The sequence below is a fragment of the Streptomyces rubiginosohelvolus genome (assembly GCF_014649875.1).
Taxonomy (GTDB): domain Bacteria; phylum Actinomycetota; class Actinomycetes; order Streptomycetales; family Streptomycetaceae; genus Streptomyces; species Streptomyces rubiginosohelvolus.
This window is the reverse complement of record NZ_BMTW01000001.1, coordinates 175,068-199,175: the sequence shown is the minus strand read 5'-3', so window position 1 is coordinate 199,175 and position 24,108 is coordinate 175,068. Positions and strand designations below refer to the sequence as shown.

The 24,108-nt window shown below is 71.8% G+C and carries 23 protein-coding genes; 7 read left to right on the top strand and 16 right to left on the bottom strand.

The features are described from left to right. Positions 1 to 53: 53 nt before the first annotated feature. From IE134_RS00890 to IE134_RS00845, 10 genes are all read right to left on the bottom strand, one after another. The gene (locus IE134_RS00890; protein WP_010058491.1) at positions 54 to 251 is read right to left on the bottom strand and encodes a DUF1059 domain-containing protein; all 198 of its coding nucleotides are present in this window, start codon (positions 249 to 251) and stop codon (positions 54 to 56) included. 70 nt (positions 252 to 321) lie between these two features. Beyond that, positions 322 to 579, bottom strand: coding sequence for a hypothetical protein (locus tag IE134_RS00885; protein ID WP_189429367.1), 258 nt, complete (start codon positions 577 to 579; stop codon positions 322 to 324). Further along, entirely contained in the window at positions 576 to 1,082 is a 507-nt protein-coding gene (locus IE134_RS00880; protein ID WP_030711060.1) for a sigma factor-like helix-turn-helix DNA-binding protein, read from the bottom strand. The genes IE134_RS00885 and IE134_RS00880 overlap by 4 nt, the downstream gene beginning before the upstream one ends. 71 nt (positions 1,083 to 1,153) lie before the next feature. Further along, a complete protein-coding gene (locus tag IE134_RS00875; RefSeq protein ID WP_098895548.1) occupies positions 1,154 to 2,779 on the bottom strand; it encodes a fused response regulator/phosphatase in 1,626 nt (541 codons plus the stop codon). Next, entirely contained in the window at positions 2,776 to 4,158 is a 1,383-nt protein-coding gene (locus IE134_RS00870; protein WP_098020412.1) for an ATP-binding protein, read from the bottom strand. The genes IE134_RS00875 and IE134_RS00870 overlap by 4 nt, the downstream gene beginning before the upstream one ends. Further along, entirely contained in the window at positions 4,155 to 5,261 is a 1,107-nt protein-coding gene (locus tag IE134_RS00865) for an ATP-binding protein (protein WP_032768317.1), read from the bottom strand. The genes IE134_RS00870 and IE134_RS00865 overlap by 4 nt, the downstream gene beginning before the upstream one ends. Next, positions 5,249 to 5,671 (bottom strand): anti-sigma regulatory factor, encoded by a 423-nt coding sequence (locus tag IE134_RS00860; RefSeq protein WP_030711068.1) that lies wholly within the window; start codon positions 5,669 to 5,671, stop codon positions 5,249 to 5,251. The genes IE134_RS00865 and IE134_RS00860 overlap by 13 nt, the downstream gene beginning before the upstream one ends. Then, positions 5,668 to 6,042: an STAS domain-containing protein gene (locus tag IE134_RS00855; RefSeq protein ID WP_030711069.1), complete on the bottom strand. Its 375-nt coding sequence runs from the start codon at positions 6,040 to 6,042 to the stop codon at positions 5,668 to 5,670. Before IE134_RS00855 ends, IE134_RS00860 begins: the two co-directional genes overlap by 4 nt. Then, on the bottom strand, positions 6,039 to 6,890 hold the full coding sequence (locus IE134_RS00850) for an STAS domain-containing protein (protein WP_030711071.1): 852 nt from the start codon (positions 6,888 to 6,890) through the stop codon (positions 6,039 to 6,041). Before IE134_RS00850 ends, IE134_RS00855 begins: the two co-directional genes overlap by 4 nt. A gap of 146 nt (positions 6,891 to 7,036) precedes the next feature. Further along, complete coding sequence (locus tag IE134_RS00845) at positions 7,037 to 7,567, bottom strand: MarR family winged helix-turn-helix transcriptional regulator (protein ID WP_030711075.1); 531 nt, start codon at positions 7,565 to 7,567, stop codon at positions 7,037 to 7,039. A 156-nt stretch (positions 7,568 to 7,723) separates the two neighbouring features. Between IE134_RS00845 and ilvA the strand changes: the two genes are divergently transcribed. From ilvA to IE134_RS00830, 3 genes are all read left to right on the top strand, one after another. Continuing rightward, positions 7,724 to 8,953, top strand: a complete 1,230-nt coding sequence (ilvA, locus tag IE134_RS00840) for a threonine ammonia-lyase (RefSeq protein ID WP_030711076.1) — start codon at positions 7,724 to 7,726, stop codon at positions 8,951 to 8,953. Between the two features lie 137 nt (positions 8,954 to 9,090). After that, entirely contained in the window at positions 9,091 to 10,077 is a 987-nt protein-coding gene (locus IE134_RS00835) for a daunorubicin resistance protein DrrA family ABC transporter ATP-binding protein (RefSeq protein ID WP_030711078.1), read from the top strand. Continuing rightward, positions 10,074 to 10,937, top strand: coding sequence for an ABC transporter permease (locus IE134_RS00830; protein WP_030711080.1), 864 nt, complete (start codon positions 10,074 to 10,076; stop codon positions 10,935 to 10,937). Before IE134_RS00835 ends, IE134_RS00830 begins: the two co-directional genes overlap by 4 nt. A gap of 92 nt (positions 10,938 to 11,029) precedes the next feature. Here the strand turns inward: IE134_RS00830 and greA are convergent, their stop codons facing one another. Both greA and IE134_RS00820 read right to left on the bottom strand, forming a co-directional pair. After that, positions 11,030 to 11,527, bottom strand: a complete 498-nt coding sequence (gene greA / locus IE134_RS00825; RefSeq protein WP_006127137.1) for a transcription elongation factor GreA — start codon at positions 11,525 to 11,527, stop codon at positions 11,030 to 11,032. 210 nt (positions 11,528 to 11,737) lie between these two features. Next, complete coding sequence (locus tag IE134_RS00820) at positions 11,738 to 12,154, bottom strand: DUF4307 domain-containing protein (RefSeq protein WP_029182089.1); 417 nt, start codon at positions 12,152 to 12,154, stop codon at positions 11,738 to 11,740. Positions 12,155 to 12,311: 157 nt separating this feature from the next. On the opposite strand from IE134_RS00820, the gene mca reads away from it, so the two are divergent. Further along, a complete protein-coding gene (mca, locus tag IE134_RS00815; protein WP_098895545.1) occupies positions 12,312 to 13,193 on the top strand; it encodes a mycothiol conjugate amidase Mca in 882 nt (293 codons plus the stop codon). A 1-nt stretch (position 13,194) separates the two neighbouring features. Beyond that, on the top strand, positions 13,195 to 13,440 hold the full coding sequence (locus IE134_RS00810; RefSeq protein WP_030711084.1) for a hypothetical protein: 246 nt from the start codon (positions 13,195 to 13,197) through the stop codon (positions 13,438 to 13,440). A 257-nt stretch (positions 13,441 to 13,697) separates the two neighbouring features. On the opposite strand, the gene IE134_RS00805 is transcribed toward IE134_RS00810, so the two are convergent. Further along, a complete protein-coding gene (locus IE134_RS00805; protein WP_098895544.1) occupies positions 13,698 to 16,919 on the bottom strand; it encodes a tetratricopeptide repeat protein in 3,222 nt (1,073 codons plus the stop codon). A 196-nt stretch (positions 16,920 to 17,115) separates the two neighbouring features. Then, on the bottom strand, positions 17,116 to 18,210 hold the full coding sequence (locus IE134_RS00800; RefSeq protein ID WP_189429365.1) for an endonuclease NucS domain-containing protein: 1,095 nt from the start codon (positions 18,208 to 18,210) through the stop codon (positions 17,116 to 17,118). Between the two features lie 224 nt (positions 18,211 to 18,434). Between IE134_RS00800 and IE134_RS00795 the strand changes: the two genes are divergently transcribed. Beyond that, positions 18,435 to 20,450: a thioredoxin domain-containing protein gene (locus tag IE134_RS00795; RefSeq protein WP_098018236.1), complete on the top strand. Its 2,016-nt coding sequence runs from the start codon at positions 18,435 to 18,437 to the stop codon at positions 20,448 to 20,450. A 70-nt stretch (positions 20,451 to 20,520) separates the two neighbouring features. Here IE134_RS00795 and trhA read toward each other — a convergent pair whose 3' ends face one another. After that, complete coding sequence (gene trhA / locus IE134_RS00790; protein WP_030711091.1) at positions 20,521 to 21,213, bottom strand: PAQR family membrane homeostasis protein TrhA; 693 nt, start codon at positions 21,211 to 21,213, stop codon at positions 20,521 to 20,523. 224 nt (positions 21,214 to 21,437) lie between these two features. On the opposite strand from trhA, the gene IE134_RS00785 reads away from it, so the two are divergent. After that, positions 21,438 to 23,261 carry a phosphoenolpyruvate carboxykinase (GTP) gene (locus IE134_RS00785; protein WP_189429363.1) on the top strand — a complete coding sequence of 608 codons (1,824 nt, stop codon included), beginning with the start codon at positions 21,438 to 21,440 and terminating at the stop codon, positions 23,259 to 23,261. Positions 23,262 to 23,529: 268 nt separating this feature from the next. Here IE134_RS00785 and IE134_RS00780 read toward each other — a convergent pair whose 3' ends face one another. Continuing rightward, a complete protein-coding gene (locus IE134_RS00780) occupies positions 23,530 to 23,934 on the bottom strand; it encodes an SCO4983 family protein (RefSeq protein WP_032783125.1) in 405 nt (134 codons plus the stop codon). Between the last annotated feature and the right edge of the window lie 174 nt (positions 23,935 to 24,108).

Sequence of the window (24,108 nt, the reverse complement as noted above, 5' to 3'; positions counted from 1 at the left end):
GTCATCACAGGGGCGCCCGCCGGTGACGGTGGGCGCCCCTGTCGTTCCGGTGTTCAGGCGCTCACCTTCTCGTCCGCGTCCTCCAGCATGCCCCTGATCTGCTCGCGCAGTTCGGGGGTGTTCTCGTGTCCGTGGACCGACGCCGCGTGCTCGCTCGCGGCCCGGACGACCTCGTCCTCCTCACCGGTGAGGGTGAGGGTGCAGTTCGTCTCGCTCGGATACTTGCGGCAGTCCGCGGTCTTCCTCGTCATCACGACCTCCTCGGCTCGTACGACAGCCGGTTTCTCCAGCGTAGGCCTTTCCCACCGGGACCCCAACGGCTCACCAGCCCTCCAACGGCGGAGTGACCTGGGCGGGCTCGGTCGCCCACGGCTGCTCGACGCCGATCCAGATCAGGAACGCCACGAGCACCAGGGCCAGCAGCCAGCCCGCCGTCCGCTGCACCGCCCGGCGCAGCCGCAGGCGGCGTCCGCCGTGCCGGACCGCCTGCGCGGCCAGATCGGGCGGCAGGACGGGATGCGGGCCGTCCAGCATCCGCCGGACCTGCTCCTCGCGCGGGTCCCGCCGGTCCGCGCTCACGGCGTCCTCCGGGGGGCCGGGGCCGCCCCGGTCCCGCGTCCGGCCACCCCGCGTCGGGGCCCGGCCGCCCGCAGCGTCGCCACCGCCCGCGCGCACACCGCGCGGATCCGGTCGGCCGGCAGCCCGAGCAGCGCCGCCGTCTGTTCCTCGCCGACCTCCTCGTACGTCCGCAGGACCAGGACCAGCCGCTCGATCGGGGTCAGCCGGTCCAGCACACCGCCGCGCGGCCGCTGATGGCGCCGGGCCTCCCGGGCGAAGCGGAGGGCCAGCTCCCGGCGGGCCCGGTCGTACGGGTCGCCGCCGTGCAGCCGGTCCCAGTCGGCGTACGTCCGGGCGAGCGCCGCGCGCAGCAGCGCCTCGGCCCGGTCGTACGCGCCCGGCGGCTGGGACGGTTCGCCGGTGAGCAGGGTCGCGGTGTGCAGCAGGCGTCCGCCCGCGCCCGCCACGAAGGCCTCGAACTCCAGGGCGCGGAGCCGGTCCCGGTGGGTCGCCCGCTCTGCCATGCACCACATACGAGCCCCGCGGCCCGGGTGCGGTCAAGGGTGTGGGCACGGTGGGATCGGCTGGTGCGTCGCTATGCCGAGTGCCGGTCCTCGTGCAGATGCAGCGCGAGGAGCGCGATGTCGTCCTCCTTGCCCTCACCGAACGTGTCCAGGAGGTGGTCGCAGAGGGGTTCGAGCTCGCGCGGGCCGGCCGCCGCCGCGTCGAGGAACGCGCCCAGGCTGTGGTCGAGGTCCTGGTTGCGGACCTCGACCAGGCCGTCGGTGATCAGCAGCAGTCGGGATCCCGGTGCGGTGGTACGGACATGGGCGGGAGGGTGGGGAAGCCGCAGGCCCAGCAGCGGACCGTGCTCGGACAGATAGGCCGCGCCGCCGTCAGGGGCGAGGAGCAGCGGCGGTATGTGGCCGGCGTTGGCTATGTGGATTCGGCTGCCGTCCGGCTCGACCAAGACCAGGCAGAGCGTCACGGTGAGACCGGGCCGGGTATGGGAGAGGAGGGCGTCGAGCCGCTCCAGAACGTGGTGGGGCGGGTGGCCTTCCAGGGCGTAGGCGCGCAGTGCGTGCCTGATCTCGCCCATGACGGTCGCCGCGACGAGCGAGTGTCCGGCCACGTCGCCGATGGCCAGGAGCAACCCGGCCGGGGTCTGGAGCGCCTCGTAGAAGTCGCCGCCGATCTCGGCGTGGTCGGAGGCCGGGCGGTAGCGCACGGCAAGACTCGTGCCGGGAGTGTCCGGGAGCCGGTCCGGCAGAAAGGTGCGCTGGAGGGCCAGCGCCAGGGAGTGCTCCTCGTTGAAGGTGCGCAGGGCCTCCAGCGCCAAGGCGCTGGCGTTCACCAGCTGCTGGAGGAGCTCGCGCTCGTCGGTGGTGCGGGCCGCGGCGGCCGGGACGGCGATGGCGACGGGCGGCCGGTTGCGTTTGGTGCGCGCCACGACGAGCGACACGTCGCCCTCGATCGGGTCGAGCGGCAGCAGCGCTTTCCACCGGCTCCTGGGAATCGTCACGACCTCGATGCCGGTGCCGCCTCCCAGGACCGGGGAGGCCAGCCCGTCGAGCAGCTCGGCCATCGCGGGCAGGGTGACCGGAGCGGCGTCCGGACCAGTCGCATGGCTGTGCACGGTCAAGCCCTGCGGACTGAGGAAGATCGAGGTGGCGGGGCCGGACATGAGGGAGGCCGCACCACGGGTCGCCGCCGCGCTGAAGGCGGGAAAACCTACCGTCCGGTACACGTCCAGCGTGGCCCGGTTCAGCGCGGCCAGCCGCAGTGTCAGGTGCTCCGCGCGCCGCCGGGCCCGAGCGTAGCGGAGGGCCGCCGTCACGGTGGCCAGGAACTCGTTCGGATCGATCGGCTGGTCGAGATAGGCGTCCGCGCCCCGGCTGAGTCCCTCGGTGTGGTCCTCCGTGTTGACGGCGACCGCTGACACGTGGACGACCGGCAGAGATCCGGTGCGCGGATCGGCCTTGATCCGCTCGCACACCTCGAAGCCGCTCATGTCCGGGAGCTGTACGTCGATGACGGCCACCTCGGGCAGAGCGTCGCCCGTCTCGGCCAGCAGGTGGAGGCCCGCCGTCCCGTCGGCCGCGCCGAGCACCGTGTGCCCGGCGCGGGTGAGCCAGCTGGTGAGGATGTAGCGGTTGGTCTCGTCGTCGTCTATCACCAGGACGGTTCCTGGGGCGGCGTCGCGCCGCGCGGTCTCGGTCACGGGATGTTCTCCGGGGAGGGTGCGGGCGTCGGGGGCGCGGGCGTGAAAGGCAGCTCGACCTCCGCCCGGGTGCCCGCTCCGGGGGTGCTCGACAAGCGCAGTGTTCCGCCGAGGAGCTCGGTGAGGGTTCGGGCGTAGGGGAGACCGAGTCCGGTACCCCGGTGGACCCGCTGGAGGGGGCCGCGTACCTGGTAGAACTCCTCGAACACGCGGGACAGCTCGGCCTCCGGGATGCCCACCCCGGTGTCCGTGACCGTGAAGAACATCCGCGGCGGTTCCACCCGGACGTCCAGCCTCACCTCGCCCCTCTCGGTGAACTTCAGGGCGTTGGACAACAGGTTGCGCAGGATGCGTGTGAGCAGGGCCTCATCGGTCACCGACACGGGCAGCTCCGAGGACGGCGGCATCAGCAGCGTCACGTCGGACGGGCCGGTGTTCCGCATCACCGCGCCCAACTGCGCCAGCAGCGCCCGCAGATCGGTCGGCGCCGCGTTGACCTCCAGCTGGCCCGCCTCGGCCTTGGCCACGTCCAGCAGATCGCCCACCAGCGCGAGCAGCGACTGCCCCGAGGCGTCGATCAAGGAGACCTGTCGGCGCTGCTCGTCGGTGAGCGGGGAGGAGCCGGGGGCCAGCAGCAGCCGGGTCAGCGCCACCACCGCGTTCACCGGGGTGCGGAGCTCATGGCTGATGTTGCGCCAGAACCTCGTCTTGGCCTCGCTCGTCTCGCGCAGCCGAGCGGACTTCTCCTCCAGTTCGGCGTGGAGGGCCACGACCCCGCTGTTCGTCTCCTCCAGTTCCTGCGACAGCTCGGTGTAGAGGGCGAGTACCCCGCGGTTGGTCTCCTCCAGCTCCTCGTTGAGCCGCCGCATCTCCTCTCGTTGCGCCCGGGTCTCCTCCAGAGCGGAAATCAGGTCGCGGGTCTGGGCCCGCAGGTCGTCGGCGAGGGACGGGGTCGCGTGGCGCCGGAGAGCCGCGACGACGGCGCTCCGGGCATCCGGGCTGTCCGTCCAGCTCGCCGGAAGGAGATGCTCCGCGACGATCCGGTGCCGGGCGGCGCCGGCTTCGTGGCGGACCCGGTTCAGCAGCCGGGAGGCCGGTTCCAGGTCGGGGCCCGCCTTCGTGCCGCCCGCCCACGCGAAGACGACGGTGAGCACCCGCTCCGCGTCCACCGGGAGCGCGAAGGTCACGGTCAGTTCCTCGCAGCCCAGGCGGTCGCGACCGAGCTCGCTCAGTGCGGTGGCGAAGCGCACCTGGTCCTGACGGTCCATGCCGAGCGCCTCCGCAGCGCTCTGCCCGGTGCGCCGCAGGGCGAACACGTCCTGCGGCGTCCTGAGGCTGTACGAGGCGAGGACGTCCGGGTCCGGTGCGCCGCCCGTCACCAGGCCCCCTTGACGACCACGATCCCCGCGTCGTCGTGGCGGACGCCTGCTTCGCGCAGCAGCTGCCCCGCCATCACGGCCGGGGTGTGCCGGAGGAGGCCGGGCAACTCGTCGGCCTTCCAGCGGTCGGTCAGCCCGTCGGAGTGCATGACCAGGGCCCCGCCCGGCGGCAGCGGCAGCTCGAACGTCCGCAGGCCGCGCATCTGCTGCCCGACGATGCCCGGGGCCGAGAGCAGGCCCTTGCGGGAGTCCGGGCCCAGCAGGACCCCGTTCACGTTGCCGATGCCGCAGTAGAGCACCCGTTCCCGGGCCGGCTCGATCCTGGCCACGGCGACCGCGCCACCCCGCGTGCCCCGCAGCGCCACGTGGATGCGGCGCAGCAGACCTTCAGGGTGCCGGTCCGTACTCCGCCGGAACTCCGTCACCGCCGCGCCGGCGGCGCGTGCGGCGAGCGGCCCGTGGCCCAGCCCGTCGCAGAGCATGACCAGCACCGCGGGCTCCGACGCGGGGACGGAGCGGCCGAAGGCGGAACGCGGTCCGATCGCGTCCTCCGTCCCCCCGCCTTCGTCGACCCTCACGGCCCAGGCGTCACCGCAGCTGGTCTCCCCGCTGATGGGCCGCGTCAGCCCCGAGGAGACCGACGCCATCCCGCCGGTGGGCCCGCTCCCGGCCGGGCGGTCCCAGAACTGCGCGGCCAGGACGGTGCCCCGGCCCGGCAGGGAATGGACGTCGAACGCGTCTGCGAGCCGGACCACCGCTCCCAGCCCGATCCCGAGGGTGCCGCCGGAGGACGTTCCGTCCGCCAGCGCCGCCTCGACGTCGGCCATGCCGGGGCCGGTGTCCACGGTGAGGAACTCGACCCCCGCCCGGTCCGACGTGCGCAGGACCCGCAGCAGCAGAGCGCCGTCGCGCGCGTGCCGCTGGAGGTTGGTCGCGGCCTCAGTGACCGCGAGGGCGACCTCGGAGGCCCGGTAGCCGTCGAGCCCGATGCGCCGCGCAAGCGTGGCGGCAGCACCCCGGGCGGCCGAGGGCATCTCGGCGGCGTCGCGAAACCATTCCACGTCCTCGCAGTCGAGCACGGCCGGGCCGGTCATCGGGCCCACTTGACGATGGTGACGGTGGTGCCGCGGTCCACCTCGGTGTCCAGGAAGAACTCGTCGACGAGCCGCCGGGCCCCGCTGAGGCCGAGGCCCAGCCCGCCACCGGAGGTCCAGCCGTCCGTGAGGGCCAGTTCGATGTCGGGGATGCCAGGGCCCGAGTCCTCGAAGACCGCCGCGACGCCGCGCCGGCCCTGCCGCTCCACCAGCCCGGCCCGCATCGCCCCGCCCCCGCCGTAGACCAGGGTATTGCGGGCGAGCTCGCTGGCGGCCGTGATGAACTTCGTCTGGTCGACCAGGGACAGTTTGCACTGCTGCGCGAACGCGCGGACATGCTGGCGGGAGCGGACGACGTCGTCGTTCCCGATGATCGGCTGTGTCTGCGGCGGGGCTTCGGAAGCCCACGGGACGGTCATGGCAGTTCCGCGCCGGTCGCAGACCGGCGCAGCAGCGCGAGTCCCTTCTCCAGGTCGAGTGCCGTACGCACGCCGCCCAGGGAGAGGCCCAGTTCGACCAGGGTGATGGCCACGGCCGGACGCATGCCCACGACCACGGTCTCGGCGTCCAGCAGCCGGGATATGGAGGCGATCGTGGCCAGCATGCGGCCGACGAAGGAGTCGACGATCTCGACCGCCGTGATGTCGATGACGACCCCTCGGGCCGCCCGGGCGACGATCTGCTCGGCCAGATCCTCCTGGAGGTCCAGAACCGTCTGGTCCTCCAGGTCGACCTGGATGGAGACCAGCAGGATGTCACCGATCCGCAGGACCGGAACGCGTTCGGTCATCGCCGTGCGTCCTGGTGCGTGACGAGGTCGACGCCGGACTTGCGCAGCGCGTGCTGGAGGGCGTCGGCAAGGGTGGCCTTGGTGACGATGTCGCCGAACTCGATGCCGAGGGCCACGATGGTCTGCGCGATCTGCGGGCGGATCCCCGAGACCGTGCACTCAGCGCCCATCAGCCGGGCCGCCACCACCGTCTTGAGCAGGTGCTGGGCGACCTGCGTGTCGACCGCGGGGACTCCGGTGATGTCGATGATGGCCTGCTCGGAGCCGGTGTCGACCAGGGCCTGGAGCAGCTTCTCCATCACCACCTGGGTGCGCGCCGAGTCCAGGGTGCCCACGAGGGGTACGGCGATCACCCCTTCCCACAGCTTGACCACGGGGGTCGACAGCTCCATGAGCTGCGCGGCCTGCGAGCTGATGATCTCCTCCCGGGTACGGGTGTACACCTCGACGGTGTAGAGGGCCAGATCGTCCAGGGCGCGCCCCAGCCGGAGGTACGCGGTGGTCTCTTCGGCGGAGTCGTTGCGCAGCACGGGCTCCAGGGCCTGCTTGAGCGCCAATACGCTGATTGCCGTCTCGCTCGGGGTGAACCCCTGCCGGGCCCGGTTGCGCGACAGCTCGGTCAGCAGAGCCCGCACCTCGGAGAAGCCATCCCCGCGGGTTTCCTCGCCACCCGCCCGCAGGCCCTGCACGAGAGCCTCGTACAGTTCCCGGAGCTCCCGGTCGACCTCGGCCTTGCTGATGCGGCCCTGGAGCGAGCTGGTGACCCCGTCGATCCACTCGGAAGTGATCTTCTCGCGGTCGGTGGAGAGCAGCTCCACCGGACCTCTCGGGCTTTCCTGCTTTGCCACGTCCCGCCCCTTTACTTCTAAAAAGTATCCTTCGGGAAACTCTTCAGGAAGCGTACGGCAGGGCGCCGCCGCTCGGGGCAGGGGCCTTCACGGGTGCGGCGCGGGGCGGGCGGCACGGAGAGGGAGGCGGGACCGGGAGAAGCGGGTCAGTCCGGCTGCGGCGGCTGGTACGCGGCCTGCCGGGCGGCCAGCGAGCCGTTGAAACGGGTGAGCAGGGCGCAGAACGTGTCCCGCTCCTCCTCCGTCCACCCGTCCGTCACCTGCGACATCAGCTCACGCCGCGAGGCGCGGACCTCCTCCAGGCGGGCCTGACCGCGCGGGGAGAGCTGGAGCACCACGGCCCGGCCGTCCTCCGGGTGCGAGGTGCGCTTGACCAGACCGGTGTCGACGAGCGGCGCGACCTGCCGCGTCACCGTCGACGAGTCGATCCCCATCCCGGCCGCCAGCGCCTTGACGCCCATCGGGCCTTCCTTGTCCAGACGGTTGAGCAGCAGGTACGCAGCCCGGTCCATCGAGTTGCGGACCTGGCCGACACCGCCGAGGCGGGTCTGCTCGGCACGGCGGGCGAAGACCGCCACCTGGTGCTGGAGCGAGTCCAGCAGGCGGTCGGGGCCCGGGTGTTCGGGGGCGGCGCCCCCGGAAGGAGACGCAGCAGTCGTCATGTCCTGTGGGGGCATGGCCGGGGACTCTCTTCGTGCGGTGTCGGATGAGTGGGGGACAGAGTACGCGGCCCCGGGGCAACGTGTACCAGTGCCGCACAAACCTGCGGACACCACCGCAGGCCGCCATGGACAAGTCTGCCGCGCCCCGTCCGAGCTGCAAGACTTGCGGGCATGAACTTCCGCGCGACCGCCCACCACCCCGCCCTGATCCTCGACGACGTCCGGGGCGCGCAGAAAATGCTGGACGGGGTGGCCCGGGTGACCGCACTGGAGGGAAGCCGCCATCTGACCGAGCTGGTCGGCGCCCCGGTCCACCTCAAGTGCGAGAACCTCCAGCGCACCGGCTCCTTCAAACTGCGCGGCGCCTACGTCCGGATCTCCGGCCTCACCCCGGTGGAGCGGGCGGCCGGGGTGGTCGCCGCCAGCGCCGGGAACCACGCCCAGGGCGTCGCGCTCGCCTCGTCCCTCCTCGGCGTACGCTCCACGGTCTTCATGCCCGTCGGGGCGCCCCTGCCCAAGGTCGCCGCGACCCGCGAGTACGGGGCCGAGGTGCGGCTGCACGGCCAGGTCGTCGACGAGACCCTCGCCGCCGCCCAGCGGTACGCGGAGGAGACCGGCGCGGTCTTCATCCACCCCTTCGACCACCCCGACATCATCGCGGGCCAGGGCACCGTCGGACTGGAGATCCTGGAGCAGTGCCCGGAGGTCCGCACGATCGTCCTCGGCATCGGCGGCGGCGGGTTCGCCGCGGGCGTCGCCGTCGCGGTGAAGGCCCTGCGCCCCGACGTCCGGATCGTCGGAGTCCAGGCCGAGGGCGCCGCCTGCTACCCGCCCTCCCTCGCCGCCGGGTACCCCGTCTCGCTGGACGCCCCGGCCACGATGGCCGACGGCATCAAGGTGGGCCGCCCCGGCGACGTACCGTTCGCCCTGGTCGAGGAGCTGGTCGACGAGGTCCGCACGGTCACCGAGGACGAGCTGTCCAGTGCGCTGCTGCTCTGCCTGGAGCGGGCCAAGCTGGTCGTCGAGCCCGCCGGGGCCAGCCCGGTGGCCGCGCTGCTCAGCGACCCGAAGGCGTTCCGCGGGCCGGTGGTGGCCGTGCTGTCCGGCGGCAACGTCGACCCGCTCCTGATGCAGCGCATCCTGCGGCACGGGATGTCCGCCGCGGGCCGCTACCTCAGCCTCCGGCTGCGGCTCACCGACCGCCCGGGAGCGCTCGCCGCCCTGCTGGCCACGCTGACCGTGGCCGACGCCAACGTCCTCGACATCAGCCATGTGCGGACCGACCCGCGCCTCGGGCTGACCGAGGCGGAGGTCGACCTGTATCTGGAGACGAAGGGCCCGCAGCACTGCGCGGACGTCGAGGAGACACTGCGCGCGGAGGGCTACCGGGTCATAGGCTGACCGTCCACTTCCCGCCGACTGGCCGGATCTTGCCATTCAGCGCGCGGCGCCGCCCCGAGAATCCTAGGATCGCCGAATAAGCGCCGAGTGAGCCGTGTACGGGTGCAGTCATCCAAAAGTGACGGGGGAGTCTCTCCATGCCAGGTGCGATCCACGCCGAGGGTCTGGTGAAGACCTTCGGTGACGTCCGAGCCCTGGGCGGCGTCGATCTCGACGTCCCCGAGGGCACCGTCCTCGGACTGCTCGGGCCCAACGGCGCGGGCAAGACCACCGCCGTACGGGTGCTGACCACGCTGCTGCGCCCGGACAGCGGCACGGCGACCGTGGCCGGGATCGACGTACTGAAGAAGCCCAACGAGGTACGCCGCTCGATCGGACTCTCCGGGCAGTTCGCCGCCGTCGACGAGTATCTGACCGGCCGGGAGAACCTCCAGATGGTCGGGCAGCTCTACCAGCTGAGCGCCCGGGACGCGAAGGCCCGCGCGGGCGTCCTGCTCGACCGGTTCAACCTCGGCGACGCCGCCGACCGCACCGCCAAGACGTACTCCGGCGGTATGCGCCGACGCCTCGACCTCGCGGCGGCACTCGTCGTGTCGCCGCCCGTGATGTTCATGGACGAACCGACGACCGGCCTCGACCCGCGCAACCGGCAGCAGCTCTGGGACGTGATCGAGGACCTGGTGGCGGGCGGTACGACCCTGCTGCTGACCACGCAGTACCTGGAGGAGGCCGACCGCCTCGCGAACGACATCTGCGTCATCGACCACGGCAAGGTCATCGCCCGCGGCACCTCCGACGAGCTCAAGGCCCGCACCGGCGGCGAGCGCGTCGAGGTCGTCGTGCACCGCCCCGACGAGATCGAGCGCGCCCGTTCCGTCCTGACTTCCCTCGGCAAGGGCGAGGTCACCGTCGTCCAGCTCTCCCGCAAGCTGACCGCGCCGGTCAGCGGCGGGGCCAAGCTGCTGGCCGAGATCATCCGCGACCTGGACGCCCAGGGCGTGGAGATCGACGACATCGCCCTGCGCAGGCCCACGCTCGACGACGTCTTCCTCTCCCTCACCGGCCACGCGGCGGAGGCCAACCAGAACGAGGACAACGAGGACAAGAAGGAGGACGCCCGGTGAGCGCGATCGCCAAGGACGCCCCCACGCCGGCACCCCGCCCCTCCGGGGGCGTCACGCAGTCCGTGAAGGACTCCCTCGTCGTCGCGAAGCGGAACCTGATCCGGATGACCCGGATCCCCGAGATGGTGATCTTCGGACTGATCCAGCCGATCATGTTCGTGGTGCTGTTCACCTACGTCTTCGGCGGCTCGATCAGCATCGGCGGCTCCACCGACCCGCAGCTGTACAAGGAGTTCCTGATGGCGGGCATCTTCGCCCAGACCGTCACCTTCGCCACCGCGGGCGCCGGCGCGGGCATCGCCGACGACATGCACAAGGGACTCATCGACCGCTTCCGGTCGCTGCCCATGGCCCGGGGCGCGGTCCTCACCGGACGGACCCTCGCCGACCTCGTCCAGACCACCCTCACCCTCGTCGTCCTGGCGGGGGTCGCCCTGCTGGTGGGCTGGCGCACCCACGAGAACATCGGCAAGGTGATCTGCGGCTTCCTCCTGCTGCTCCTGCTCGGCTACGCGTTCTCCTGGATCGGCGCGCTGATCGGCCTGTCCGTGCGCACCCCGGAGGCGGCCACCTCCGGCGGGCTGATCTGGCTGTTCCCGCTGACGTTCATCTCGAACGCCTTCGTCCCGGTCACGGGCATGCCGACGTTCCTCCAGCACGTCGCCGAGTGGAATCCGTTCAGCGCCACGGTGGCGGGGGCCCGCGAACTGTTCGGCAACACGATGCCGGGCGTGCCGAAGTCCGTGACCGGGGCCTGGCCGATGGAGCACCCGATCATCGCCTCGATCATCTGGTCGGTGCTGATCATCGTGGTCTTCCGCACCCTCGCGGTCCGCAAGTACCGCTCGGCCGCCACCTGAGCCATCGAGGACCGACCGACGACGCGGGAGCCCCGGCCTTCATCAAGAAGGCCGGGGCTCCCGCGTCGTATGCGTCGTGGTGGGCCGGACGGTCAGCCCGTGTACGGCTTCGCCGCCAGGATCTTCACCGAGGCGGTCCTGCCGTTCGGCAGCTCGTAGTCCGCGTCGTCGCCGGTCCGCTTGCCGTTCACACCGAGGCCGAGCGGGGACTGCGGGGAGTACGTCTCGATCTCCGTGCTGGCGTACTCACGGGAGGCGAGCAGGAAGGTCAGCGTGTCGTCCTCGTCGCCGTCGAAGGCGATCGTGACGACCATGCCGGGCTCGACCACGCCGTCGTCGGCCGGCGCCTCGCCGACCTTCGCGTGCTCCAGGAGCTGGGTCAGCTGGCGCACCCGCAGCTCCATCTTGCCCTGCTCCTCCTTGGCCGCGTGGTACCCGCCGTTCTCCCGGAGGTCACCCTCCTCACGGGCCGCCGCGATCTTGACGGCGATCTCCGTGCGCGCGGGACCAGACAGGTACTCCAGCTCGGCCTTGAGCTGGTTGTACGCCTCCTGCGTGAGCCAGGTGACGTTCTCGCTGGTCTGGGTCACAGGTGCTCCTCGTCGGTACTGGGAAGTGCTGGGAATGCTGGGAAGGGTTGGGAATACAAAGCATCGCCCTACCCAGAAGCATGTGCCTCTGCGGGTGGGCGAAACCACGAGCCTAACAATTCCGCAGGAAAAGGGGGAGAAGGTAAACCGTCACACGCCAGGACCGGCCGTCACACCGCGTGTCGTCGCAGGTCAGGGCGGTGTGCCGGATCAGCCGCGCGGGCCGTCGTCGGCCGTGCAGCCCATCGGCTCGACCGCGGTCGCCCGGGACCGGGTCACCACGGTCACGACCTCGTCGATCCGGTCCTCGGCCCGGTCGAACCGGACCTCCTTGCGGCCCACCTCGGAGCCGTCCTCGCTGAGCGCGCGCACCACGCAGTAGCCGTGGCCCTCACGGTCCTTGCGGACCTCCAGGTGGACGTCGGCCCGGGTGTCGGAGACGACCTTGAACTTGATCATCTCGCCGCTGATGCCCTGGTTGCCCACGTAGTCGTAGCCGATCCACCCGATCACACCGAGCAGGGCGACGCCCAGGACCGACCCGACGATCTTCAGCTTGCGGTCCGCACGCTGGTCCTCGGTCCGGCCGTACCGCCCCTCGGGCGCAGCCTCGCGAACCGTCGTCATGATCGTTCCCTCCGGACCGGGCAGGGAGGAATTTTCCGGCCCCTCGTTCAGTCACTATAGAAGCCGCACCCCCGTCACCCGATCGCGCCCCACGCCGACCGGATGGACCCCAGCGACCGATGATCGACCAGAGCGACCAATGACTGAGGATCGAGCTTTGACTGAGCAGCTGCGACTGATGGCCGTTCACGCCCACCCCGACGACGAGTCGAGCAAGGGCGCGGCCACCATGGCCAAGTACGTGTCCGAGGGGGTGGACGTGCTGGTCGTGACCTGCACGGGGGGCGAGCGCGGCTCCATCCTCAACCCGAAGCTCCAGGGCGACGTGTACATCGAGAAGAACATCCACGAGGTCCGCAAGAAGGAGATGGACGAGGCCCGGGAGATCCTGGGCGTCCAGCAGGAGTGGCTCGGCTTCGTCGACTCGGGGCTGCCCGAGGGTGACCCGCTCCCGCCGCTGCCCGAGGGCTGCTTCGCCCTGGAGGACCCCGAGCTCGCCGCGGGGCGCCTGGTGGCGAAGATCCGCGCGTTCCGGCCGCAGGTCATCACCACGTACGACGAGAACGGCGGCTACCCGCACCCCGACCACATCATGACGCACACGATCTCGATGATCGCGTTCGACGGTGCGGCCGACGCGGAGCGCTTCCCCGAGGATGAGTTCGGCCCGGTCTGGACGCCGCGGAAGCTCTACTACAACCAGGGCTTCAACCGGCCGCGCACCGTCGCCCTGCACGAGGCGCTCCTCGCCCGGGGCCTGGAGTCGCCGTACGGGGAGTGGCTGCAGCGGTGGAAGGAGTTCGAGCGCGTCGAACGCACCCTGACCACGCACATCCCCTGCGACGACTTCTTCGAGATCCGCGACAAGGCGCTGATCGCGCACGCCACGCAGATCGACCCCGAGGGCGGCTGGTTCCGCGTCCCGATGGACATCCAGCGCGAGGTCTGGCCGACCGAGGAGTACGAGCTGGCGAAGTCTCTGGTCGATACCTCCCTCCCCGAGAGCGACCTCTTCGCGGGCATCCGCGACAATGCCTGATATGTACGCGACCCAGGCACTGACGCACCTCGTCCCGCTCGCAGCCGAAGAGCTCGACAAGAACAAGGTCACCCCCGGCGTCCTCGGCTTCCTCGTCTTCGCCGCGCTCGCCGTCGGCGTGTGGGCCCTGATGAAGTCGATGAACCGCCACATGGGCCGGGTGAACTTCGAGGAGGCCCCCGACCCGGACGCGGTGGCGGCCGAGCCGGCCGGCGACAAGGGCAAGGCGGCCTCGCCCGGCAAGTAGCGCGCCGACTTCGCGCGTACGGAGCCGACTTCGCGCGTACGGACACGGGAAGGGCGTCCGGCCGGGTGGCCGGACGCCTCGTTCGGCGTTTTCCCGTCCCGTGCGGTCGTGCTCCCCGCTCGTACGGTCGTGGGCGCGCGGCCCGGGGCTCCCGGTGCCGCGCGGGGTCACGGACGGGGCGCGTTCCGTGGCGTGTGCGGCCGGTCCGGCGCCCGCGCCGGGGCGTAACCGGTCGAGGGCACCCGCCGCTCATCCCGTCACGGCCTCGCCGGCTCCACCGCCACGCCCATGATCTGGCCGGCGCCGCGGCCCGGGGTCAGCCCCAGCCGCCACGCCTGCCAGCCGTCCTCCAGGTCGACGCCCCGCTCCAGCGCCATCGCGAACGCCGCCGCCGACTGCTCCAGCTTGGCGTCCCTGGCCGGATGCCGGGCCTCGATCAGCTCGGCCAGCTCCTGCTGGGCGACCACCGTGCCCACCTCGCTGCCCCCGGGCGAGGCGTAAGGCAGCAGCGTGCAGCGCAGGAACCGGGCCCAGTCGCCGCCCCGCGCGTCCCCGTACGAGGCGAACAGCTCCGCCGCCTCCCCGCACAGTTCCAGCGCCTGCGGGGCCCGCCCGTTGCCCGCGTCGATCAACGCCAGCTCCACGCAGGCCCACGCCTCGCCGTACGGCACCTTGATCCGCCGGAAATCGGCCCGGGCGTCCATCAGCAGCTGCCGGGCGAACCCCGAATTGCGGAGGTTGCCCGTCTGCGCGGCCCGCTGGTCCCGGGTCACCCGGCCCGAGTGGTGCCGGGCGCAGGCCAGCCCGTACACGTCCCGCATCCGGGAGAACATCGTGCGGGCCCGCTCCAGCTCCCGTACGGCCTGATCGGTGTCCCCGTCCTCCTCCAGCGCCTGGCCCAGGTAGTACAGGGTCCACGCCTCGCCGCGCGCGTCCTCGTTGTCCCGGTGACGGGCCAGGGCGTCCCGCAGCTGCTCCAGCGCGGCGGCCGGGTCCTCGTCGAGCAGCCGGGCCCGGGCCAGCTGGGTGATCGCCCACGCCTCACCGCGCCCGTCGCGGGTGCGCCCGTACAGCTCCAGGGCGCTGCTCAGGGCCTCCTCGGCGGCCGCCACCTCGCCCGTGCGGAGCCGGACCTGGCCCAGCTGGAACTGCGTCCACGCCTCGCCGTGCAGCGACTCGCCCTCCCGGTGCAGCCGCAGCGCGTCGGCCAGCAGCGCCAGCGCCTTCGGTAGGTCGCCCCGGTCGCGCTCCACGGCCGCCAGCGCGTGCAGGGTCCAGGCCCGGTCCTCGGCCTGCGCCTCGGACGACTGGAGGGCCAGCGCCTCGCCGAGCCGGGCGGCCGCCTCGGTCAGATTGCCCTGGTGGTGCAGGGTGATGCCGAGCGAGCAGAGGGCCAGCGCCTCGCCCGCGTCGTTCTGCGCCTGGTGGTAGAGGCCGACGACGGAGGACAGGGTGGTGCGGGCCTTGTCCAGCTCGCCGAGCTGCCGGGCCGCGATGCCCGTACGCCACTGCACCGAGCGCTCCAGCAGCCCCTGGTCCACGGCCTGGGTCAGCTCGCTGATCTCGCCCAGCCGGTACAGGTCGCCGCGCAGCAGGCAGTAGTCGCACAGGGCGCCCAGCAGATGCAGCACCGTGCCCTGGTCGACGCCCTCCGCGTGCCGCAGCGCGGAGGTGATGAAGCTCGACTCGTCGTCCAGCCAGCGCAGCGCCGAGTCCAGCGAACCGAAGCCGTGCGAGCCGAACTGCCCGGCGCGGGTCGACATCTTCCCGTCGACCATCCGGATCACCGCGTCGGCCAGCTCCGCGTAGTTCGTCAGCAGCCGCTCCTGGGCGGCCGTCCGCTCGGCCGGCTCCTCCTCGTCCAGCAGCCGGGCCAGCGCGAAGGCCCGCACCAGGTCGTGCAGCCGGTAGCGCGATCCCCGTACGCGGGTGAGCAGCCCGGCCCGCGCCAGCACGGTGAGCAGCCGGTCCGCCTCCTGCTCGTCCGCCGCCAGCAGCGAGGCGGCGGCCGCCGCGCCGAGGCTCGCGCGGCCGGCCAGCGCGAGGCGCCGCAGCAGTCGGCGGGCCTGGTCGCCCTGGTCGGTGTAGCGCAGCCACAGCGCCCGCTCGACCGGGTCCACCGGCCCGTACGCCCCCAGGTCCTCCGCCAGTGTGTGCCGACTGCGCGCCCCGAGCGCGGAACCGGCCACCCGCAGTGCCAGCGGCAGCCCGCCGCACAGCTCCACGATCGCGTCCGTGGACGGGTAGTCGTACGGCCCGGTCTCGTCCTCCTCGGCGACCTCCCGCAGCAGCTCCTCCGCGCCCGCCGCGTCCAGCGCGCCGACCGGCAGGTGGTGCACCCAGGCCGCCAGGTCCTCGGGCAGCTCCAGCGGCTCCCGGGCGGTGACGATCACCAGGCTGTCCGAGCGCTCCGGCACCAGGGTGCGCACCTGACCGGCGTCCGTCGCGTCGTCGAGCACGATGGTGACCGGCGTCCCCGTGAGGTGCTGGTGGTACAGCTCGGAGAGCCGCCGCACCTGCTGCTCCGCCGACGAGCCCTCCCGGAACAGCAGTTGCTCGCGCGGCGCGCCCAGCCGGTTCAGCAGATGGAGCAGGGCGTCCCGGGTCGGCAGCGGGTTCTCCCCGGCGACCTGGCCGCGCAGATCGACCACGCACGCGCCCCGGAACTGGTCCTTGAGCGTGTGGGCCGCCCGCACCGCCAGCGCGGTCCGCCCCGACCCCGGGGCGCCGTGCAGCACGACGACGGTCGGCCGGGTCTGGGTGGAGGCGCGGGCCGCGTGCACCCACCGGGCGATCTGCGCCAGCTCGGTCCGCCGCCCGCTGAACGGCCCCTCCGCCTGCGGGAGATGGCCGAACGACTGCTCCAGCACCACCCGGGTACGGGCCGCCGCGCTGCGGTCGCCGCCGCGCAACTGCTTGACCACCGGGGTGGTCTGCTTTTTCGGGGTGCGCTTGGCGGGGTTGAGCATCCGCTGCTGGTCCAGATACGGGCGGATGCCCCGTACCTCCAGGGCGGTCAGCCACTGGAGCCGCAACTGCTCGGCCCCGCCCGGCTGTCCGGCCGCCGCGGCCCGGCGGTGGGCGGCGGGCCAGTGCGAGGCGGTCACCTTCGCCACGGTCGTCGCCGTGCCGGCCACCGCCACGGCCGCGCCCGCGCCGAACGCCAGACCGGTGTTCGCACCGAGCGCCAGATCCGCGCCGAACGCGGCGGCCGCCGCAACTCCCGTCACCAGCAGGGGCGTTCCGAGCGTCGCTCTGCTAAAGCGCTCCGCGAGCGGCCGGTCACCCGCCGCCGCCGAGTCCAGCGCCTGCGTGTACGCGGAGTACTCCTCGCCCGCGCTGGCGGCCATGGTGTCCAGCGCGGCCCGCGCCCGCGACATCAGCGCCCCCGCATCGGTCCGCCCACCGCTGCGCCGCGCCTCTTCCTCCACGGCCCGCACCAACAGCCTCTCGGCTTCCGCCCGATGGCTGTCCCGCATATGTGTCCCCCTCCGAGAGCTGCGTTCCGGATCCCGGGTTCCGGAGCGTCAGATGTCAAGCGTCAGATACCAAGCGTCGGGGTCAAGTGTCCTGCGTGGGGCGCTCCGGCGCGAGGGGCGCAGGGCAAGGGAGGGTCAAGGAGCGGACGACCTGGGTCGGTTGGCCGAGGCTGATCCCGGGGCGGGGGCTCTTTCCTCAGTCGACGGTGCCGAGGTCGAACTCCTCGTAGAGGGCGTCGAGAGTAGCTCTGTTGCGGAGCTTGCAGGCCGTGTTCTGATTCGCGAACAGGCCGGGCTTCTTGAATGCTTCGCTGCGGACGCGCGTGCTCAGCCATTTGATGGGGACGACGTATTCGACGGCGTCCGGGTCGGTGTCGTCGTCGGAGTGGCGATAGGTTCCCTCCAGGTCAAGCCCGGAGAGCGGCTGATCGATTCCGTCGAAGGTGATGCGCGCATCCGTGAACGGAGCCCCGGGACCGGCGACTTCGCCGACTCCGACATACCCCTCGCCCGGGATGTATGCGAACACGCGGGCCCCCACGGGAACACTGCGCAGGGTGCGGGTGAACCAGTTCTTGCCCCCGGCGGAGGTGAAGCCGTAAGTCCTTGCGTCGTCCCAGGAACGGACGACGTCGTCGGCGCCGAAGGAGACGTACCAGTCGCGCCCGTTCCACGGCTCACGGGAGACGGCCTTCCCTGTGGCCGCGGCGGCGGTGTGGGCTTCGTCGAGGAGCCAGCTGCGTGCCAGGTACCGAGCGTCGCCGTCGGCGTAGTACCGGAAGAGGACGGCGTTCGCGGGCACCCCGAAGCCATTGATGTATTCGATGATCCGCTCTGTCGCGGCATCGAGTTCGGCCGCGACGATGGTGAGTCGGTGGCCTGTGTTCAAAGCCTCGGGAGCTGGTATGCCGAACCGGTCCTCGAACGCGGCCTCGAAGCCGAGGCCCCGGTCGGATCGGTAGTCGGCGTAGAGGTCGAGGATCGCGGTGTGGGAGAGCGTCTGAACCCAGGAACCGTAGTCGAGAGCCTGGGCGAGGACTTCGCGCGGGGTGCGGTGCTTCTTCAGCTCCAGCACGCGGATGATGCCCTCGGCGTCGATGGCGAGCAGATCGATCCTGCCACCGTTCGCCGTGTGCACCTGGCGGCCGATCATGAGCAGCGTCTCGCCGAGAATGTCAGGGTCTGACTCGATCATGTCCTCGAGGCTGTTCTCGGACGGCATCACCGCCGCCCCAAGAGGCTGAGCCTTCCCATCCTCTTCAATCCGCCAGAGGGCGACCTCTGTGGGCATGCGTCCTCCTCTGGCTGACCGGGCCACTGCGCAGCTGGACGATAGCAAGCGGGATGACGCGGCCGGTCCTGGCCTCTCCGAGGGGCCGTGTTCCTGGGGCCGGTCCACTGTCCGCCGATGCCGCGCCGCCCGGCATCCGCAGCGCCCACCCGTCCCACCTGCCCCTTCCCACCCCGCCCCGTGGCGCAGCCGCGTCGTGGCGGCGGGTGCGCGAGGATTGGGGCATGGCCAACCGACTTGCGCAGACCACCTCCCCGTACCTCCTCCAGCATGCCGACAATCCCGTCGACTGGTGGCCCTGGTCGCCCGAGGCGTTTGAAGAGGCCCGGAAGCGGGACGTGCCCGTGCTGCTCAGCGTCGGGTACGCCAGCTGCCACTGGTGCCACGTCATGGCGCACGAGTCCTTCGAGGACGACGAGACCGCCGCCTACCTCAACGCGCACTTCGTGCCCGTCAAGGTCGACCGGGAGGAGCGGCCCGACGTCGACGCCGTGTACATGGAGGCCGTTCAGGCCGCCACCGGGCACGGCGGGTGGCCGATGACCGTCTTCCTCACGCCGGATGCCGAACCCTTCTACTTCGGGACCTACTTCCCGCCCGAGCCCCGGCACGGCTCGCCCTCCTTCCAGCAGGTTCTGGAAGGGGTCACGACCGCCTGGACCGACCGGCGGGAAGAGGTCGCCGAGGTGGCCGGGCGGATCGTGGCCGATCTGGCGGGGCGGTCGCTGGTCCACGGTGGGGACGGGGTGCCGGGGGAGTCCGAGGTGGCTCAGGCCCTGCTCGGGCTGACCCGGGAGTACGACGATCAGCACGGCGGGTTCGGGGGCGCGCCCAAGTTCCCGCCGGCCATGGCCGTGGAATTTCTGCTGCGGCATTATGCGCGGACCGGGGCCGAAGGGGCTCTTCAGATGGCCGCCGACACCTGCGCGGCGATGGCCCGCGGCGGGATCTACGACCAGCTCGGCGGCGGGTTCGCGCGCTACTCCGTGGACCGGGAGTGGATCGTCCCGCACTTCGAGAAGATGCTCTACGACAACGCCCTGCTCTGCCGGGTGTACGCCCATCTCTGGCGGGCCACCGGGTCGGACGAGGCCCGCCGGATCGCCCTGGAGACCGCCGACTTCATGGTGCGCGAGCTGCGGACCGCCGAGGGCGGCTTCGCCTCCGCGCTCGATGCCGACAGCGAGGACGCCGAGGGTAGGCACGTCGAAGGGGCGTTCTACGTGTGGACGCCCGAGCAGTTGCGTGAGGTGCTGGGGGAGGACGATGCCGCCTTCGCCGCGGCTTATTTCGGGGTGACCGAGGAAGGGACCTTCGAGGAAGGCGCCTCCGTGCTGCGGCTGCCGGGAGACACCGGGCCCGTGGACGCCGCCCGCGTCGCCGGCGTACGGGCCCGGCTGCTGGCCGCCCGTGACGAGCGGCCGCACCCGGGGCGGGACGACAAGGTCGTCGCCGCCTGGAACGGGCTGGCCATCGCCGCCCTCGCCGAGACCGGCGCCTACTTCGACCGGCCCGACCTCGTGGAGCGGGCCACCGAGGCCGCCGACCTGCTGGTGCGGGTGCATCTGGGCGAGGTGGCCCGGCTGACCCGTACCTCCAAGGACGGGCGCGCCGGGGACAACGCCGGGGTGCTGGAGGACTACGGCGATGTCGCGGAGGGGTTCCTCGCGCTGGCGGCGGTGACGGGGGAGGGCGCCTGGCTGGAGTTCGCCGGGTTCCTGCTGGACATCGTGCTGGAGCAGTTCACGGGGGAGGGCGGTCAGCTGTACGACACCGCCCATGACGCCGAGCAGCTCATCCGGCGGCCCCAGGACCCCACCGACAGCGCCACCCCGTCGGGGTGGACGGCCGCGGCTGGGGCGCTGCTCTCGTACGCCGCGTACACCGGGTCCGAGGCCCACCGCACCGCCGCCGAGGGCGCGCTCGGCGTGGTGAAGGCGCTGGGGCCGCGCGTCCCCCGGTTCGTCGGTTGGGGGCTCGCCGTGGCCGAGGCGCTGCTCGACGGGCCCCGGGAGGTCGCCGTTGCGGGACCGGTCGGCGGTGAGCTGCACCGTACGGCGTTGCTGGGGCGGGCCCCGGGCGCGGTGGTCGCGGCCGGCGAAGGGGCCGGGGCCGAGTTCCCGCTGCTGGTGGACCGGCCGCTGGTGGGCGGCGAGCCGACCGCGTACGTCTGCCGCCACTTCGTCTGCGACGCGCCGACGACGGATGCGGGGGAGCTGGCGGGCAAGCTGGGCGGCTGAGAGACCCTCAGTACGAGTGAGGGGCCGGTCGCTTCGTGCGATCGGCCCCTCTTCCGTAACCCGAAGGCGCCTACCCGTGCTGGTACGCCACCAGCGAGATGCCCACGTAGTGCGCGATGAACGCCGCCAGCGTCAGCGAGTGGAAGACCTCGTGGAAGCCGAACCAGCGCGGCGACGGGTTCGGCTTCTTGATGCCGTAGATCACGCCGCCCGCGCTGTAGAGCACCCCGCCGACGATCACCAGGACCAGGACCGCGATACCGCCCGTCCGCATGAAGTCCGGCAGGAAGAAGACCGCCGCCCAGCCCATCGCGATGTAGCACGGTGTGTAGAGCCAGCGCGGTGCGCCGACCCAGAAGACGCGGAAGGCGATGCCTGCCGCCGCAGCCGCCCAGACCGCCCACAGCAGCGGCCGGGCCGTCGACTCGGGGAGCAGGAGCAGGGTCAGCGGGGTGTAGGTGCCCGCGATGATCAGGAAGATGTTCGCGTGGTCCAGGCGGCGCAGCACCGCCTCGCCGCGCGGCCCCCAGGTGCCGCGGTGGTAGACCGCGCTCACGCCGAACAGCAGGCAGGCGCTGAGGATGTAGACGGTGCAGGCGATCCGGCCCGTCGTGCTGTCGGTCAGAGCGATCAGCGTGATGCCGGCGATCAGGACCGCCGGGAACATTCCGGCGTGCAGCCAGCCGCGCATCCGGGGTTTCACGGGGGTGGGGTCGAGTACGACAGGGCCCGGGGTCGCGGCGCCAGTGGCAGCGTCAGTCATATCCGCATGCTACCTACGCCACCGTAGGTAGCGGATATGGGGCGCAAATGAGTGGCGATGCTCACGTGTGAGGCCCCCTGGACATATGGGCAGATCGGTCGGATGATCAAATGAGTGCAGTCGGCACCGGATGAGCGCCAGGGGAATTCGAAGGGTACGAAGCATCCGGGTCGCAGCCCCCACGGGGCCTACAGACAACTGACACCCTCAACGTAGGAGCGATCGTGGCGCGCGACATCGCGGCTCCCCTCACTGTCCCCACCACCCACCAGGAGCTCATCTCCTGGGTCGACGAGATCGCAGCCATCACCCAGCCGGACCGGGTGGTCTGGTGCGACGGCTCCGAGGCCGAGTACGAGCGCCTGTGCGGGGAGCTCGTCGCCAAGGGCACGTTCACCAAGCTGGACGAGATCAAGCGTCCCAACTCGTACTACGCCGCCTCCGACCCCACCGACGTCGCCCGCGTCGAGGACCGTACGTTCATCTGCTCCAAGGAGGAGAGGGACGCGGGGCCGACCAACCACTGGAAGGACCCCGCCGAGATGCGGGAGATCTTCACCGGTGCCGATGGTGTCTTCCGTGGGTCCATGCGCGGGCGCACCCTGTACGTCGTCCCCTTCTGCATGGGGCCCGTCGGCTCGCCGCTCTCCGCGATCGGCGTCGAGATCACCGACTCCGCGTACGTCGCCGTCGCCATGCGCACCATGACCCGCATGGGCCAGGCCGTCCTGGACGAACTGGGCACCGACGGCTTCTTCGTGAAGGCCGTCCACACCCTCGGCGCCCCCCTGGCCGAGGGCGAGCAGGACGTCCCCTGGCCCTGCAACTCCACCAAGTACATCTCGCACTTCCCCGAGGACCGCGAGATCTGGTCGTACGGCTCCGGCTACGGCGGCAACGCCCTGCTCGGCAAGAAGTGCTACGCCCTGCGCATCGCCTCCGTCATGGCCCGCGACGAGGGCTGGCTCGCCGAGCACATGCTCATCCTGAAGCTCACGCCGCCGCGTGGGGAGAGCAAGTACGTTGCCGCCGCCTTCCCGTCGGCCTGCGGCAAGACCAACCTCGCCATGCTGGAGCCGACCATCCCCGGCTGGACCGTGGAGACCATCGGCGACGACATCGCCTGGATGCGGTTCGGTGAGGACGGCCGCCTCTACGCGATCAACCCCGAGGCCGGCTTCTTCGGCGTCGCGCCCGGCACCGGCGAGCACACCAACGCCAACGCCATGAAGACCATGTGGGGCAACTCCGTCTTCACCAATGTCGCGCTGACGGATGACGGCGACGTGTGGTGGGAGGGCATGACCGAGGAGGCGCCCGCGCACCTCACCGACTGGAAGGGCAACGACTGGACCCCCGAGTCCGGCACGCCCGCCGCCCACCCCAACGCCCGCTTCACCGTCCCCGCCGGACAGTGCCCGATCATCGCGCCCGAGTGGGAGGACCCCAAGGGCGTGCCGATCTCCGCGATCCTCTTCGGCGGGCGCCGCGCCTCCGCCGTCCCGCTGGTCACCGAGTCCTTCGACTGGCAGCACGGCGTCTTCCTCGGGGCCAACGTCGCCTCCGAGAAGACCGCCGCCGCCGAGGGCAAGGTCGGCGAGCTGCGCCGCGACCCGTTCGCCATGCTGCCGTTCTGCGGCTACAACATGGGCGACTACATGAACCACTGGGTCAAGGTCGGCGCCGACAAGGACCAGGCCAAGCTGCCGAAGATCTACTACGTGAACTGGTTCCGCAAGAACGACGCGGGCAAGTTCGTGTGGCCCGGCTTCGGCGAGAACAGCCGCGTCCTGAAGTGGATCGTGGAGCGGCTGGAGGGCACGGCCGAGGGCGTCGAGTCCCCGATCGGCATCCTGCCGGCCAAGGGCTCGATCGACACCGACGGTCTGGACCTCGCCGAGGCCGACCTCGACTTCCTGCTCACCGTCGACAAGAAGGTCTGGCGCGAGGAGGCCTCCCTGGTCCCCGAGCACCTCAACACCTTCGGCGACCACACGCCCAAGGAGCTGTGGGACGAGTACCACGCGCTCGTCGAGCGCCTGGGCTGATCCCGGCACCCCTCAAGGACCCCGCGGCCGGTCCATCGGACATCCGCCCTGACCTGTGGGGCCGAACGACCCGCCGCGGTACGGGGCCTGTCGGCGACGACAGCCCCGGAGGGCCTGTCCCCGACCAAGGACGCCCCTCCCGGCCCCCGGAACCCCCTCACGGTTCCGGGGGCCGCCCCGTTTTCGTGACGTTCCGGGGGGTGTCGCGTGACGCGTGAGAGCCGTGGCACCCGGTCCGCACGCCTCCGAGGCGCGCGGACCGGGGCCGTCAGTGGGCGCCGACCAGCTGCCCGGAGGGGGCGGCGTCGGCGGCGGCGAGGGCGGCGGTGTGGGCGTCCATCCGCTCGGCGGAGAGGATGGCGGCGGTCGTGTCGGCGCGGGAGGCGGCCACCAGCAGGGCGCGGCCCGCGAGGGCGTGGGCGCGGCGGTGGAGGTCCGCCGGGGCGGCGGCGGTCAGGCCCGCGTGCCGTGCGGGCGGGGCGCCGCGCAGCCGGGCCACCTGCTCGGCGATACGGTCGCCCGCCGTGCCCAGGCCCAGCTCGTCAGTGACCGCGAGGAGGGCGGCCAGATGCCCGGCGAGCTGGATGTCCAGCTCCTCCTCGCGGCTGCGGTGCGGAAAGTCCGCGTCGTCGGCCGGGGTGTGGACCGAGGGGCTGCGGATCGGCTCGTACATGGATGGCCTCCCGAGGGTGCGTGCCACCATCCTACATTGGAACCAGTCTAAAGTTGTCTGCGATCCGGAAGTGTGATCGGTGCACGGCTGTCCGTGACCGCCCACAGCACGTTGACCGCCCACAGCGCCCTGACCGCGCACGGCGCGCCGACCGGCTGCGGCTGCCCGTACCGC